We start from the raw sequence: 13,791 nt of genomic DNA on the forward strand, positions 1-13,791 counted from the left end.
TCTCCTTCCCCTCAGGCCGAAACCTTGCGGATCCACTGATCCACTGCGACGGCGCCGATGATCAGCATGCCGGTCAGCAGCACCTTCCACTGCGGGTCCGCGTTCATCATGTTCAGCCCCATCGACATGATGCCGACGATCAGCGTTCCGAACAGCACCCCCAGGATCGAGCCGCGCCCGCCGAAAAGCGAGATGCCGCCGATCACCGTTGCGGTGATGGCCTGAAGGTTGAAGTCCGTGACCACCGTCGAGGGCGAGATCGAGCCGTTGCGGCCGATGGAGACCCAGGCCGCAAGCCCGGCGATCACGCCGGCAAGGGTATAGACGGCGACCAGAACCTTCTTGGTGCTGATGCCGGCCAGTTCGGCGGCGTCGGGGTCATCGCCTACGGCATAGATGTGGCGGCCGAAGGCGGTATGGTTCAGCATGAACCACAGCCCGATGTACAGCAGGATCATTGCGATGACGCCCAGCGTCACCACCGCAGGGCCTACACGGAAGTTGATGGCAAAGACATGCAGCCACTGGGTTGCGGCGGTCACGTCGGCCTCGCGCATCGTGGCATTCTGGGAGTAGATCAGGCAGATCGCCATCACGATGTTCCAGGTGCCGAGCGTCACGATGAAGGGCGGCAGCTTCAGGCGCGAGACGAGCAGGCCGTTCACCAGTCCGCAGCCGGCCGCGACCAGGAATCCCGCAAGCAGCGCCACGCCTGCGGGCATGCCGTAGCTGACCACCATGTTGCCCATGATGACGAAGGAAAACACCATCACGACACCAATGGCGAGGTCGATGCCCGCAGTCAGCACCACCAGCGTCTGTGCCGCAGCCAGGATACCGACGACGGCCACCTGCTGCAGCACAAGCGTCAGGGTGTAGGCGCGGAAGAAGCGTTCGCCAGCGAAGATGCCGAAAAAGGCGATCAGCGCCACCAGAACGATCAGGGGCACCAGCGCCGGATTCGAATGCAACACATGCTGCAACCGCGCCAGCGGTGACTTGCGTTCCTCGAAATGCGCCACGGTCTGATCGGCCTCTCTGGCGGCGCTTTCGAAATCCTGTGTCTGGCTCATGCCCTTTTCCCCTCCCCTAAGGCGTGAAACGATCCTGCCTCAACCTGTGTCTTGAAGAAAGGGCGGCACGTTGGCCGCCCTTTCCCGGTCCGCCGTCAGCGGCGGGCGATGCGTCGGGCGATGCTCAGCCCCAGCAGAGTTCGGTGCCCTTGGTCGTGTCGATCGAGGGAACGCCCTCCACCGGCTTGTCGGTCACCAGGGCCACGCCGGTGTCAAAGAAGGCCTTGCCGGGGGTCGGCTCCGGCTTGGTGCCGTCGGCGGCGAACTTGGCGATGGCTTCGACACCCAGCGCGGCCATTTGCAGCGGATACTGCTGCGAGGTGGCGCCGATCACGCCATCCTTCACCGCCGCCACGCCCGGGCAGCCGCCATCGACCGAGACGATCAGCACCTGGCCTTCCAGACCCACGGCCTTCAGCGCCTGATAGGCACCCACGGCGGCGGGTTCGTTGATGGTATGGACGACGTTGATGCCCGGATCCTTCTGAAGAAGGTTTTCCATCGCCTTGCGGCCGCCTTCCTCGTTGCCGTTGGTCACGTCATGGCCGACGATGCGCGGGTCATCCTCGTCGCCGATGTCGTTGGGATCCTTCACATCGATGCCGAAGCCCATCATGAAGCCCTGGTTGCGCAGCACGTCCACGGTGGGTTCGGACGGGGTAAGGTTCAGGAAGGCGATGCGGGCGTCCTTCGCCCTGTCACCCAGCGTCGCGGCGGCCCAGGCGCCGATCAGGCGGCCGGCTTCGAGGTTGTCGGTGGCAAAGGTCGCATCCGCAGCGTCCGCCGGGTCAAGCGGCGTGTCCAGCGCGATGACCAGAAGCCCCGCCTCGCGCGCCTTGGCAAGCGGGCCGACGATGGCCTTGGTGTCGGAGGCGGCAATCAGGATGCCCTTGGCGCCATCGGCGATGCAGCTTTCGATGGCGGCAACCTGGCTGTCATGGTCACCGTCCACCTTGCCGGCATAGGCTTTCAGGGTGATGCCCAGTTCGGCCGCCTTCGCCTCTGCGCCTTCCTTCATCTTCACGAAGAACGGGTTGGTGTCGGTCTTGGTGATCAGGCAGGCCGAGGTCTCGGCCGAAGCGATGCCTGCCGACAGGGCAAGGGCACCGGCGCCCAGAAGGGCTTTGGTGATCGTTTTCATGTGGTTCCTCCCAAGGATCGGGGCCTTGCGCCCCTGCAGCGAACTTTCGCGCAGGCTGTTGCCTGTCCTGCGCCGCAGCCGAGGAAAGCCGATTCCCTTCCTTGCGTCAAGATAATTAAATCACTCTGAATTATTATTGACAGAGTGCCTTTTTCCTAAGCACTCTGCAAAGGGTCCGCCTTCGCTAGCAGAGCCTGTCCCTTGCGACTTCTTGTCGATCCCAGCGCCGATGCCCGCCCTGAGACCCGCCTGGGCCCCGAGGCCGCGGGGCCGCGCGGGTCGAACCAGTCGGGGATGCGGGCCTGGAACGAAAGGCTGGTCCTCAGCCTGGTGCGTCAGCACGGGGCACTTGCGAAATCCGACATCGCGCGGATGACCGGGCTTTCGGCGCAGACGATCGGCGTGATCATGCGCTCGCTGGAACAGGACGGGCTTCTTGTGCGCGGCGAGCCGATCCGGGGGCGGATCGGCCAGCCCTCGGTGCCGATGTCGCTGAATTCGGATGGAGCCTTCTTCCTGGGGCTGAAGATCGGGCGCCGCTCGGCTGATCTGGCGCTGGTCGATTTCCTTGGCCGGGTGCGGGGGGCACGGCGGCGCATCTACCGTTATCCCACGCCCGACGCGGTGCTTGCCTTTGTTGCCGAGGCCCTGCCGGCCCTGATTGCGACGCTGCCGGCCAACCGCCGCGACCGTGTGGGCGGGCTGGGCGTGGCGATGCCCTTCCAGCTCTGGTCCTGGGTGCAGGAGATCGGCGCCCCGCAATCCGAGATGGACGCCTGGCGCGAGCGCGACATCCAGGCTGAACTGGCGGCCCTGTCGGGCCTGCCGGTCTTTGTCCAGAATGACGCGACTGCGGCCTGCGGGGCGGAACTGGTGTTCGGAACCGGCGAAAAGTCCAAGGATTTCCTGTATTTCTACTTCGGCTACTTCATCGGCGGCGGGTTGGTGCTGAACGGCCAGCTTTTCACCGGCCAGTTCGGAAATGCCGCGGGCGTGGGCCCGATGCCGGTTCCGGGCCCGGACGGCCGGATGCGGCGGCTGATGACCATGGCCTCGCTGTCGGTTCTGGCGCGGGCGATCGAGGCAGCGGGCGGCGATGCCGAACAGCTGTGGGAACGGCCCGACCACTGGGAGGTGCCGGAAGATGTGCTAGACCAGTGGATGACCAGCGCGGCCGAGGGGCTGGCGAGCGCGATCCTCAGCGCCGCCACGCTGCTGGAGATGCAGGCGGTGCTTATCGACGGCTGGATGCCCGTATCCGTCCGGGCCGAGGTGGTGCGGCGGACGGAAGCTGCCTTCTACCGCCTGGACCTGTCCGGGATCGAGCCACCCGTGATCCGGGAAGGCACGGTCGGGGCCGAAGCCAGGGCCCTGGGGGCTGCGGCGATCCCGCTGGCGCAGCGCTATCTGATCGATCAGAATGCTACGGTGCGCGAGGCCTAGGAACTGGCCATCGTGGCATTTCATTCCCTTGCCGCGCGCCCGGAGAGAACACGTCGAATGCGCGGAACAAGCGGCCTCTCAGCCCTGCGGCGTCATCGCCTTCCGCTGTCGCGCGCGTTCCAGGCCCAGCTTGCGTTCGCGCCGGATGATCAGGATTCCGGCGGTCACGATCAGCGCCGCACCGCCCAGCATCGCCAGGGTGGGCACTTCGGCAAAGATGAAATACCCGATCGCCAGCGCGAACAGCATGGAGGCATAGTCGAAGGGGGCAACCAGCGAGGCGTCGGCCTCGCGGTAGCTTGAGGTAAGCAGGATCTGGCCCAATCCGCCCAGAAGCCCCGCGCCCGCCAGCAGCGTGGCCTCAAGCGGGGTCGGCCAGACCCAGCCGAAGGGCAGGGTGACCAGCGACAGCGCGGTGGCGGTCAGCGAGAAGTAGAAGACGATGGCCGCCGTCGCCTCGGTCTGTACCAGTCGGCGCACGAAGACCTGTGCCAAAGCGGCAAAGACCGCACCGCCAAGCACCAGCATGGCCCCGAAGGCCTCGGCCATGCCGGCGGCATCGGGGGTCAGCGACAGGCGGGGTGCAAGCACGATCAGCACGCCCGTCATGCCCAGAACCACCGCCGAGATGCGGAAGGCCCGCACCTCCTCGCCCAAAAACATCGCGGCGAAGATCACGGTAAGAAGCGGCGCGGCATAGCCGATGGCGGTGACCTCGGGCAGCGGCAGGTAGCCAAGGCCCGCAAAGCCCAGGCCCATGGCCAGCGTGCCCACGATCCCGCGCCACAGGTGGCCCATCGGATTGGCCGTCTTCAACCCCGTGGCCAGTTTCCGCCGCCAGGCCAGCCATGCGACGATCACGGGGATCGCGAAGAGCGAGCGGAAGAACACCGACTGCCCGGCGGGAACATGCGGCGCAGTGGCCTTGATCATCGAGGCCATGACGATGAAGACCAGGACAGAGGCGAGTTTCAGGGCAATTCCGCGCAACGGGCGCATGGGAAGGTCCGGGCAGGTCGCGGCATCTTTACGCCGCAGGCGGTTTCAGGTTCCCTGATCGGAAAGGAGAATGCCATGCCCAAAGCGCCGCTTTCCGACAGAATTGATCAGGGCCGGGGTGTCATGCCCGCCGATCTGGTGCTGAAGGGTGGTCGCGTCTTCGACCTGATCACCGGCGATCTTGTCGAAAGCGACGTGGCGATCTGCGGCGATACGATCGTTGGCGTCTTCGGCAGCTACAGCGGCCGACGCGAGATCGACGTGGCAGGCCGGGTGCTGGTCCCGGGCTTCATAGACACACATCTACATGTCGAATCAAGCCTTGTGACACCGCACGAGTTCGACCGCTGCGTGACCCCGCGGGGCGTGACCACGGCGATCTGCGACCCGCACGAGATCGCCAATGTCTGCGGGGTGGAAGGCATCCGCTATTTCCTTGATTCGGCGGTGCAGCTGGTGATGGACCTGCGGGTTCAGCTATCTTCCTGCGTGCCCTCGACCCACATGGAGACAACCGGTGCGCGGCTTGCCGCGGCCGATCTGGTGCCGTTCATGGACCACCCCAAGGTGATCGGGTTGGCCGAGTTCATGAACTATCCGGGCGTTCTGATGAAGGATCCGGGGTGTCTGGAGAAGCTTCAGGCCTTCCAGGGGCGCCACATCGACGGGCACGCCCCCCTGCTGCGCGGCCACGACCTGAACGGCTACATCGCCGCCGGAATCCGCACAGAGCACGAGGCGACCACCTGCGACGAAGGGCTGGAGAAGCTGCGCAAGGGGATGCGGGTGCTGATCCGCGAGGGGTCGGTCTCGAAGGATCTGCACGCGCTGGCCGGGCTGCTGACCGAACGCTTTTCGCCCTACATCGCCTTCTGCACCGACGACCGGAATCCGCTGGACATCGCCGAGCACGGGCATCTCGACCACATGATCCGTACTGCGATTGCGCTGGGGGCGCCGCCCCTCGCGGTCTATCGGGCTGCATCCCTTTCCGCAGCCGAGGGGTTCGGCCTGAAGGACCGTGGGTTGATCGCGCCCGGAAAGCGGGCGGACATCGCGGTGATCGACAGTCTGGAGGGCTGCCATGCCAGCCTGGTGCTGGCTGGGGGCGTCGTAGCCGACGATGCGGCCTTTGCCGCACGGGCAACGACAGCGCCCGTTGCCCGGCATTCGGTGAAGGCGCCCCCGGTCCGTCCAGAACACTTCCGCACCGGCGGCAACCGGGTCGAGACCCCAGTGATCGGCATCCTGCCCGGCAAGATCATTACCGAGCACCTGACCTTCGACATCGCCCCGCAAGACGGCGACAAGCAGCCCGACCTGGCCCGCGACCTGGTGAAGATCGCGGTGATCGAGAGGCACGGGGTCAACGGCAACCGGGCGACGGGGTTCGTCAGGGGTTTCGGCCTGAAACGAGGGGCGATCGGGTCCACCGTCTGCCACGACCATCACAACATCGCCGTGGTCGGGGTGGATCATGCCGACATGGCTCTGGCCGCGAACCGGCTGGGCGAGATCGAGGGCGGCTTTGTCGTGGTCGAGGCCGGGCGGGTTCTGGCCGAACTGCCCCTGCCAGTCGCGGGGCTGATGAGCCTTGGCAGTTTCGAGGAGGTGCGCGAGCAGCTGATCGCCCTGCGCGCGGCGGCGCGGTCGCTAGGGGTCACGCTGGACGAGCCTTTCCTGCAACTGGCCTTCCTGGCCCTGCCAGTGATCCCGTATCTGAAGATCACGGACAAGGGGATGGTGGATGTGGACCGGTTCGAGGTGATGCCCTGATCCGTTGCATCTGAAGCTGGTTCCCTGTTCGGCACCCGGGATCGGATTGACCCGATGTGGTGGTCTATGCCCGGTCCGCGCGAACGCCAGCCCATGCGGGGCCGTGCCGCGGGCACCACGGGCCTGGCCGATCCGTAGCAAAGCGGGGCGAGAAACGACCTTGCCCGGCTCGGCCCTGTTGCGGGAATTTCTGGCCGACCCCCTTGGAACGTGCCGCCGCCGACGGGTCAACGTGGCCTGGTCCGGCCAGGCGCGCAGTAGCGGCCATGCCGCACCCCCTGCGAATGTGGTGTCGCAAGTTGCCTGACGGCTGGCCGATGGCTGTGTCACCCATTCCGGGCCGCCTGGAACCCGCCATCACCAAAAAAATGTCGGCGCGGGCAGGAAAACGGTTGCCCGACAACGGGATCAATATAGCATTAACGCAACTTTTACTTCGGGAAAGGAATTTTCCGTATGTGCATGGCGTGTTGCGAAGCGATCGAAACCGGGGCTGCGTCGATCAATCCCTGTCTTTGCGGCGCGCCCAAGACACAGGCGGCCATGCACCGGATCGAGGCGGATATTTCCCGCCGTCAGTTCCTTGGCGGAAGCGCCGCCGTGATCGGCATGTTTGCGGGCTTCGGCCTTGCCCCGCGCGAGGTGCGGGCGCAGACGCCGGGGCGCCCGACGGTGCTGACTAATCTGCGTTTTTTCGATGGTTCCACATTGTCCATGCAGACCGGTCGCGACATCGTGATCGAAGGCGGCCGAATTACCGGCCTCCCTGCGGCAGGCACCGGCCCTGCGGACGCCGATGTGATAGACTGCGGCGGCCGGTCGGTGACGCCGGGCCTGATCGACTGCCACTGGCACGCCACGCTGGTCAGTGTCAGCCAGATAGCGGCACTGACCCAGGACATTGCCTTCGTTCATCTTGTCGCCGGGCAAGAGGCGGGCGCGACCCTGATGCGCGGCTTCACGACCGTGCGTGACACGGGCGGTCCGGTCTTCGGGCTGAAACTGGCCATCGACAGCGGCGTTGTGACCGGCCCGCGCATCTTTCCGTCGGGTGCGATGATCTCCCAGACCTCCGGGCATGGTGATTTCCGGCTTCTGAATACCCTGCCCCGGATGCCGGGCGATGCGCCGGACTACACCGAAAGGACCGGGGTTGCCGCCATCGCCGATGGTGCGGACGAGGTTCTGCGCCGCACCCGCGAGCAACTGATGAAGGGGGCCAGCCAGATCAAGATCATGGCGGGTGGCGGGGTGACATCGATCTACGATCCTCTCGACACCGCCCAATTCCTTCAGGAGGAAATGGAGGCCGCCGTGCGCGCCGCTGCCGATTGGGGCACCTATGCCTGCGCGCATGTCTACACGCCCGAAGGCATCCAGCGATCGCTGCGGGCCGGGGTCAAATCGATCGAGCATGGCCAGTTGGCGGACCTCGAGTCGGTGCGGATGATGCGCGAGGAAGGGGCATGGTGGTCGATCCAGCCGTTCCTTCAGGACGAGGATTCCAACCCTCGCAGCAACCCCATCCAGCAGCAGAAGGCCGAGGAAGTTGCGCGGGGCACGGTGAACGCCTTCGAAATGGGTAGGTCCGAAGGGGTCAACATGGCCTTCGGAACCGATATCCTGATGAACCCCGGCGCTTCGCAAAGCCAGGGACGCCAGCTTGCCAAGCTGGCGCGCTTCATGTCTCCGCTGGAAGCGCTCAGTATGGCCACGGGCAAGGCCGGAGGTCTTCTTGCCCTTTCTGGCCCCCGCGACCCCTATCAGGGCCGTCTCGGCGTCATTGCCGAAGGGGCCCATGCCGACATTCTCGTATGGGATGGCGATCCCGAAACCGATCTCGCTTTCCTCGGCGATCCCGCAAACAACCTGCGCCTCATCATGAAGGGCGGGCGCGTGTTCAAGGAGACCCTGTGATGCCCCGGAAACCGAGTATTTCTCTTGCCTCGCTGGTTGCAGGTTGCATGCTTGCCGGTGCTGCAACGCTCGCCCCGATGCCCGCCGCAGCGGAGGACTGGTCGGGTCAGGTCACGCTTTATGGCTGGGGTGCCGGCGTCACCGGTGACTTCACGCCGTTCACCGGCGGGCCGACACTGTCCTTCGACAAGTCGCTGTCCGAGGTGCTTCAGGATCTTGATGGCGCGTTCTTCGTCACGGGGCTTGCCCGACGCGGCGACCTGGTGCTCTTCGCAGACTTCACCTACTCGGCCTCGTCCCGCGAAGGTCTGCTGCCGCCGGTCGGTGCGCCGGCCTCGGGAGAGGTGACGATCCGGTCCCTGACGCTGGCGGCAGGGCAGCGTTTCGACGTAGGTGGCGGGACGACAGTGGATGCCATGGGAGGTCTGCGCGCCTGGCGCCTGGACGGTCAGGTTTCGGTTCCGCTGGTGGGTATCAGCATCGCGCCGACGGCCGATTTCGTGGATCCGATCCTTGCCCTCAGGGTCAACACCCCGCTTGCCGACCGCTGGTCCCTGCTGGGGTATCTTGACCTGGGCGGTTTCGGGGTGGGGTCGGATCTCACCTATCAGGTGGCAGTGACCGCAAACTATCAGATGAATGACAGTCTCTATCTCTCTGTCGGCTGGCGCCACCTTTACGTCGACTATTCCGATGGCGGAACCGTGTTCAAGGGTTCCATGACGGGGCCGCTGCTCGGCGCGACCTGGAGGTTCTGAGAGGTTGGGGCAAATCAGCAGGGGCGACTGAGGCCAGCCCCTTTTTCCAAAGGAGTCGGGAGGTCCGAATGTATTGGTTTGCGCGATCTGCCGTCGCCATGGCCGCTGCGGTGATCATGGCCGCGGCCCCCGTGGCCGAAGCCTGCACCCGTGCTGTCTATCTGGGCCCCGAGGGGCGCATCCTGACCGGGCGCAGCATGGACTGGAAACTGCCGATGGTCAGCAATCTCTGGGCCTTTCCACGGGGTATTGTGCGTAATGGCGCGGCGGGTGATCGTTCGGCGGAATGGACCGCGAAGTACGGAAGCCTTGTGGTATCGGGCTATGACATCGCGACCGCCGACGGCATGAACGAGGCGGGCCTTGTCGTGAACCTTCTGTGGGAGGTCGAGGCCACCTATCCCGAGGACGATGGCGTGACGCCGCGCATCTCGCTCTCTGTCTTTCCGCAGTATCTGCTTGACCGCTATGGCACCGTGGCCGAGGCGGTGGCCGACCTGCGCGCCAACCCGGTTCTGGTCCAGGGGGGCGAGGTTCCGGTCGGGCCGCCGGGAAAGGCCGCAACGGTGCATGTCTCGATGTCTGATGCGACGGGGGACAGTGCGATCATCGAGTTCGTCGATGGCGAGATGGTGATCTGGCATGACCGCAGCTATCAGGTGATGACCAACGAGCCGACCTTTGATCGACAGCTTGCGATCCGCGAATACTGGCAGGGGGTGAACCCGCGCGAGTTCATGCCCGGCACCGTCCGCGCCACCGACCGGTTCGTGCGCGCCAGCTTCTACATCAATGCTGTGGAGCAGAGTGCCGATGCCCGCGTGGCGGCGGCTTCGGTGTTCAGCGTAATCCGGCAGGTGTCAGTTCCCTGGGGCATCAGCATCGCCGAGCAGCCGAACCTGTCCACGACCCGTTGGCGTGTCGTCGCAGACCAGCGGGATCTGCGCTACTATGTCGAGTCAGTGACCTCGCCCAGCGTCTTCTGGGTCGATCTGGCAAAACTCGACCTGTCGGAAGGTGCGCCGGTCAAGAAGCTGGATCTGGGTGTCGACATGGAGCGGATCCTTGCGGGCGAATCCTCGGCCAGTTTCGAGGCGGCCGCGCCCTTTGCCTTTCAGCCGTCAGACTGATCGTCTGCCCTTGCTCCCGAAACCCCGTGAGTCCCTCGTGGTCATGGGCGTCTTGCCTAGCGCGGAACTAGCCCGTCGAGGTGGGCGATCAGCCGGGCCTCGTCCTCGACCGTCCAGCCTGGCGGGTCCAGCGTCGCAGCCCAGGCAGGTATGTAATGGCGGGCCATGTAGTCGTGCCCGTAACCCAGGGTGCCCACGGCGAAAGCCATGTCCAGACCCACCTGAAGCAGGGTGACCAGCGGAAGCCAGCGCATGCGCGGCGACAGGTCGGGCGCGCGATCCCCGGCAAGCCAGTCCGGCCGCGACCAGGCGAGCGACCAGTCGAAGAACACGATCGGATCGCTGCCGTATTGCAGGAACACGAAACGCATCGGGCCCCAGTCGGTCTGGAACCTGTCCAGACCTCCGTCCTGGTTCATCGTGCGGATCAGCGACCCGTTGCCGAAGGCCGGTCGCCAGGCCGGGCTGCCGGCGTTGCGGCGGGTCTGCACCATCCGCCAGAACTCGCTGAGATAGGGCGACCCGGTCCAGAGTGCGCCCTGGATCGGATCGGCGTAAAGATCGAGCAGCGGCACTGTTTCCTGCGACAGGAAGGCTCCCAGGCTGAGGCCGTGCAGGTAAAGCCTGGGCCGTTTCCCGGCGGGCAGGGTGGTCCAGTGGCTATAGACGATGTCGAATAGGGCCTGCGCCTCGGCCACACCCTTCCGTGGGTCCACGACCACCGAAACAGGGCTGGGCAGGTAGGAATACTGCACCGCCACTGTCGCCACGTCGCCGCGGGTGATATAGTCGAGCGTATCCATCCCTCCGGGGTCCAGCCAGCCGGACCCGGTCGGCATCGCGACGACCAGCACCGACCGGTCGAACCCGCCCAGTCGGGCCAGTTCGTCGAAGGCAAGCCGGGCCCGGGCTTCGGGCGTGTCGGCTGCGTTCAGCCCGACATAGACACGGATCGGCTGCATCGCCGGGTTGCCCCAGAAGGCAGAGATGGCGTCAGCGTCGGGTCCGGTTGCCACGAAACTGCGTCCCCAGCGGCCCATGTCCTTCCATCTGAGCGGCGAGCCGGGGCCGCCGGCGACCAGTGGAGAGGCTGGGGCGTCAAGATCGGGCGGTATCAGACTGTCGGCCAGCCGCGCCGTGTTGTCGAGACCGCGCAGCAGCCCGCGCACGGCTATCCCGTCGATCACGGCGGCAAAGACGGCCAGCGCCACCAGAATGCCCGCGACATGCGCCAGTCTTGGGGGCAGGACCCTTCGGCTACGCCGCTGCCAGCTGGCGGACAGCATCAGGAACACCCTGGCCAAGGCCAGCAGGGCCAGGAAGACGGCCAGAGCAATCAGCGCAACCCGCAGCGGTGCTGTCGCCTGTACGGGCGGCAGGTTCCAGGCGTCATGGATCGACTGTTGCCATTCCGCACCCTTCCACAGGCAAAGCGCCCCGACGCCGCCCCCCAGCAGCAGCATGCCCCGCCGCACCGATGGTGCCAGGTCGCGCGGCGGGATCTGGCCCAGCCAGATCACTGATCGTGCAAGGCCCCACCACAGAAGATAGCCGACTGCAGCGACGACCCCGCCAAGAATGCCCTGCATCTCGGGCGCGCGCGGCACCATCGAGGGCGTGATCGACAGGCCGAACAACAGCGCCGCAAACAGAAGTCCTGGCGCGGACAATGGCGCAAGAAAGGGCGGTCTGGCAGAGGCGGGGGTGTCCGGCACGAGGCGAAGGGCTCCTTCTGCAAGTGTGCAGTTCCTGTCCGGGGCTGGTCGCGATCCTGACGCCGTATCGCTTGCCCGGGTTCCTTCCTGCATAGGGGCATCGCCGGGCCGCTGCTGTCTAGGGGGAAGCTGCCGCCGCGGCAGGGGGCGCATCAAAGCCGGACCAGACCGCCACGGGCTTCGTGCCGACCAGGATGCGCGTGGCCTCTACCGGGATGGGGGCCGAAGCAGATCCGGCCATGCATGTGGGTGCGACGCTTGTCGGCATGGGTGCGGGTCAGCGCCGGGGCGGCTGCCCCGGCCAAGTGCCGCCCCGGACAGGGACGGATCGCTGTCTTCCGCCGCCTTGCTGCCCCGCCGCCCGGGCAGTGGTTCAGCGCATCACGAAGGGATCGGGGATCGGATCGTCCGACGTCCTTAACCAGACCGTCTTGATCGTCGTGTAATCCAATGCCGCCGCCATCCCGCCTTCGCGGCCGTGGCCCGATAACCCATGTCCGCCGAAGGGCGCGATGGGCGACACGGCGCGGTAGGTGTTGACCCAGACGATCCCGGCGCGGATGCCACGGATCATGCGGTGGGCGCGCGTCAGGCTGCGGGTGAATACGCCCGAAGCAAGGCCGTAATCGGTGCCGTTGGCCATGGCCAGCGCCTCGTCCTCGGTGTCGAAGGTCACGACGGACAGGACCGGGCCGAAGAATTCCTCGTGCAGCGCCGGTGCCTCGGGGGCGTCAGAGCAATCAAGGATCGTCGGTGGAAAGAAGAAACCTGGGCCATCCGGCGCAACCCCGCCGGCCACCACCCGCGCCCCCGCCGCGACTGACCGTTCGACCAGGCGCACGATGCGGTCACGTTGCCGGGCCGTACACAGCGGGCCGACCTCGGTCTCCATCCGGTCCGGCGCGCCGATGGCGACGGCCCCGGCCTTCGCGATCAGCCGGGCCAGCATCGGCTTCTTCACGCTCCGCTGCACCAGCAAGCGCGATCCCGCGACGCAGCTTTGCCCGCTCGCGGCGAAGATCCCTGCGACCTGGGCATTGGCCGCACTGTCCAGATCGGCATCATCGAACACGATGAAGGGTGACTTGCCGCCCAGTTCCAGCGAGGTGCGGGCAAGATTCTCGGCCGAGGCGCGCAGGATGTGCCGCGCGGTCTCGGGCCCGCCGGTGAAGGCGATGTGCGCGATCTTGGGGTGGGTGGTCAGCGCCTGTCCTGCTTCGGGCCCACCGGTCAGGATATTGACGACGCCGGGCGGAAAGCCGGCCTCATGCACCAGGCGGGCGAATTCCAGCAGCGGCGCCGGCCCGTCTTCGGATGCCTTCAGAACCACCGGGCACCCGGCAGCGAGGGCAGGCCCCAGCTTGACCGCAGAGAGGAAGAGCTGACTGTTCCAAGGCACGATGGCCGCGACCACGCCCACCGGTTCGCGGCGCAGCCACACCTCCATGTCGGGCTTGTCGATGGGCAGATGCGCGCCTTCGATCTTGTCGGCGAGACCGGCGTAATAGCGGTAATATTCAGCGACATAGGCGATCTGGGCTGATGTTTCGCGGATGATCTTGCCGGTGTCGCGGGTTTCCAGCGCCGCCAGACGCGGGGCGGCGGCCTGCACCAGATCGGCAAGCCGGTACAGAAGCTTGCCGCGCGCCGTCGCGGTCATCGTTGCCCAGGGGGCAGAAAGAAAGGCCCGGTGCGCCGATGTAACCGCACGGTCCACGTCATGGGCCGAGGCAAGCGGCATTTCGGCCCAGGGGACGCCCGTCGCGGGATCAAGGCTTGCGAAACTGTCCTTCCCGTCCTCGAACTGCCCGTCGATGTAATGCTGGAACCGTTCCATGA

The 13,791-nt window shown here is 66.0% G+C and carries 10 protein-coding genes; 5 read left to right on the plus strand and 5 right to left on the minus strand.

All coding sequences use genetic code 11. The features are described 5' to 3' along the window. Positions 1–11: 11 nt before the first annotated feature. Positions 12–1,073 carry an ABC transporter permease gene (locus EYB42_RS09420; protein WP_135449842.1) on the minus strand — a complete coding sequence of 354 codons (1,062 nt, stop codon included), beginning with the start codon at positions 1,071–1,073 and terminating at the stop codon, positions 12–14. 124 nt (positions 1,074–1,197) lie between these two features. Continuing rightward, positions 1,198–2,214 (minus strand): sugar ABC transporter substrate-binding protein, encoded by a 1,017-nt coding sequence (locus EYB42_RS09425; RefSeq protein ID WP_135449843.1) that lies wholly within the window; start codon positions 2,212–2,214, stop codon positions 1,198–1,200. 294 nt (positions 2,215–2,508) lie between these two features. On the opposite strand from EYB42_RS09425, the gene EYB42_RS09430 reads away from it, so the two are divergent. Beyond that, positions 2,509–3,657 (plus strand): ROK family transcriptional regulator, encoded by a 1,149-nt coding sequence (locus EYB42_RS09430; protein ID WP_135449880.1) that lies wholly within the window; start codon positions 2,509–2,511, stop codon positions 3,655–3,657. 78 nt (positions 3,658–3,735) lie between these two features. Here EYB42_RS09430 and EYB42_RS09435 read toward each other — a convergent pair whose 3' ends face one another. After that, a complete protein-coding gene (locus tag EYB42_RS09435; protein ID WP_135449844.1) occupies positions 3,736–4,656 on the minus strand; it encodes a DMT family transporter in 921 nt (306 codons plus the stop codon). A gap of 75 nt (positions 4,657–4,731) precedes the next feature. Between EYB42_RS09435 and ade the strand changes: the two genes are divergently transcribed. From ade to EYB42_RS09455, 4 genes are all read left to right on the plus strand, one after another. Beyond that, entirely contained in the window at positions 4,732–6,432 is a 1,701-nt protein-coding gene (gene ade / locus EYB42_RS09440; RefSeq protein WP_135449845.1) for an adenine deaminase, read from the plus strand. Positions 6,433–6,975: 543 nt separating this feature from the next. After that, positions 6,976–8,349: a metal-dependent hydrolase family protein gene (locus EYB42_RS09445; protein WP_240784057.1), complete on the plus strand. Its 1,374-nt coding sequence runs from the start codon at positions 6,976–6,978 to the stop codon at positions 8,347–8,349. Next, positions 8,349–9,107 (plus strand): hypothetical protein, encoded by a 759-nt coding sequence (locus EYB42_RS09450; RefSeq protein WP_240784059.1) that lies wholly within the window; start codon positions 8,349–8,351, stop codon positions 9,105–9,107. The genes EYB42_RS09445 and EYB42_RS09450 overlap by 1 nt, the downstream gene beginning before the upstream one ends. Positions 9,108–9,175: 68 nt before the next feature. After that, positions 9,176–10,237 (plus strand): linear amide C-N hydrolase, encoded by a 1,062-nt coding sequence (locus tag EYB42_RS09455; RefSeq protein ID WP_135449847.1) that lies wholly within the window; start codon positions 9,176–9,178, stop codon positions 10,235–10,237. Positions 10,238–10,293: 56 nt separating this feature from the next. Here EYB42_RS09455 and EYB42_RS09460 read toward each other — a convergent pair whose 3' ends face one another. Beyond that, positions 10,294–11,952: an alpha/beta hydrolase gene (locus EYB42_RS09460; protein ID WP_240784061.1), complete on the minus strand. Its 1,659-nt coding sequence runs from the start codon at positions 11,950–11,952 to the stop codon at positions 10,294–10,296. 373 nt (positions 11,953–12,325) lie between these two features. Continuing rightward, entirely contained in the window at positions 12,326–13,789 is a 1,464-nt protein-coding gene (locus EYB42_RS09465) for an aldehyde dehydrogenase (protein ID WP_135449849.1), read from the minus strand. Positions 13,790–13,791: the final 2 nt, after the last annotated feature.

The sequence above is a fragment of the Tabrizicola caldifontis genome (genome assembly GCF_004762095.1).
In the GTDB taxonomy this organism is placed as follows: domain Bacteria; phylum Pseudomonadota; class Alphaproteobacteria; order Rhodobacterales; family Rhodobacteraceae; genus Tabrizicola; species Tabrizicola caldifontis.

Bases quoted from the DNA above. Each gene is read 5' to 3' on its own strand.
- EYB42_RS09420 (WP_135449842.1), bottom strand. From the start codon at position 1,073: ATGAGCCAGACACAGGATTTCGAAAGCGCCGCCAGAGAGGCCGATCAG.
- EYB42_RS09425 (WP_135449843.1), bottom strand. From the start codon at position 2,214: ATGAAAACGATCACCAAAGCCCTTCTGGGCGCCGGTGCCCTTGCCCTG.
- EYB42_RS09430 (WP_135449880.1), top strand. From the start codon at position 2,509: ATGCGGGCCTGGAACGAAAGGCTGGTCCTCAGCCTGGTGCGTCAGCAC.
- EYB42_RS09435 (WP_135449844.1), bottom strand. From the start codon at position 4,656: ATGCGCCCGTTGCGCGGAATTGCCCTGAAACTCGCCTCTGTCCTGGTC.
- ade (WP_135449845.1), top strand. From the start codon at position 4,732: ATGCCCAAAGCGCCGCTTTCCGACAGAATTGATCAGGGCCGGGGTGTC.
- EYB42_RS09445 (WP_240784057.1), top strand. From the start codon at position 6,976: ATGCACCGGATCGAGGCGGATATTTCCCGCCGTCAGTTCCTTGGCGGA.
- EYB42_RS09450 (WP_240784059.1), top strand. From the start codon at position 8,349: ATGCCCCGGAAACCGAGTATTTCTCTTGCCTCGCTGGTTGCAGGTTGC.
- EYB42_RS09455 (WP_135449847.1), top strand. From the start codon at position 9,176: ATGTATTGGTTTGCGCGATCTGCCGTCGCCATGGCCGCTGCGGTGATC.
- EYB42_RS09465 (WP_135449849.1), bottom strand. From the start codon at position 13,789: ATGGAACGGTTCCAGCATTACATCGACGGGCAGTTCGAGGACGGGAAG.